This window comes from Leptospiraceae bacterium (assembly GCA_025059995.1).
GTDB lineage: Bacteria > Spirochaetota > Leptospiria > Leptospirales > Leptonemataceae > SKYB61.
Genome location: JANXCF010000013.1, coordinates 1 through 725, shown reverse-complemented (window position 1 = coordinate 725; position 725 = coordinate 1). Strand labels below are relative to the sequence as shown.

General features: G+C 32.1%; 2 protein-coding genes. One reads left to right on the top strand and one right to left on the bottom strand.

The genetic code is table 11. The annotated features are described in order from the left end of the window. Positions 1-231 (top strand): hypothetical protein (locus NZ853_11520; protein MCS7206313.1); only part of this gene is annotated, 231 nt, incomplete at its 5' end. 1 nt (position 232) lies between these two features. Here the strand turns inward: NZ853_11520 and NZ853_11515 are convergent. Then, positions 233-725: restriction endonuclease subunit S (locus tag NZ853_11515; protein MCS7206312.1), on the bottom strand; the 493-nt coding region annotated here is incomplete at its 5' end.

The window sequence follows — 725 nt, the reverse complement described above, 5'->3', positions numbered from 1 at the left end:
AGAGTTAGTTTCATTGTTGCATTCGGGAAAAATAGGAAGTTTTTCTATAATGAATTTAAGGATATTGTAAATGTCTATGAATTTGAAAACTTAGAGGATGCTATAAAGTTTGCACTTGAAAATTCAAATAAAGAACCTATCTTATTTTCTCCAGGTGGTTCAAGTTTTGATTTGTTTAAAGACTATAAGCATAGGGGAAAGATTTTTAAAGAAATTGTTTTGAAATTGTAGATTATAGTTTACCTTTAAAAGCTTTGTCAAGCACCGATTTTTCAAGGAGTTTTAATTCTTCTTCTGATTTTTCTATTTCTTTAATTATTTCTTTTATTTTGCTATGGACTTTTTCAAGATATTGGACTATGCGTTTTTGTTCTTGAAGAGGGGGGAGGGGGAGGGAGAGTTGAGATATTTTAGAAAGTTTTAGTGATGGATAAGAAGGATTGTCTGTATGATTCTTCATATCTATAGTTAAGATTGCATAAAGAGCATACTTACTATCAAGAATACTCTGAATAGGCTCAACTGCAGCTAAATGCGACACTATGTATGCATCTATAGCTAAAAGAACTTTTCTGTTAGTAAGAATAGCAGCACCGCTTCGTGGGAACAAGACAGTTCCTGGCTTTGCCTTCACCAAATGAAGTTCTTCGACTGCTTTTTGATTTATACTGTCTTTTGTGTTTAATAACTCATATCCATGGCTTAGAGATAAATCTGATACTCTA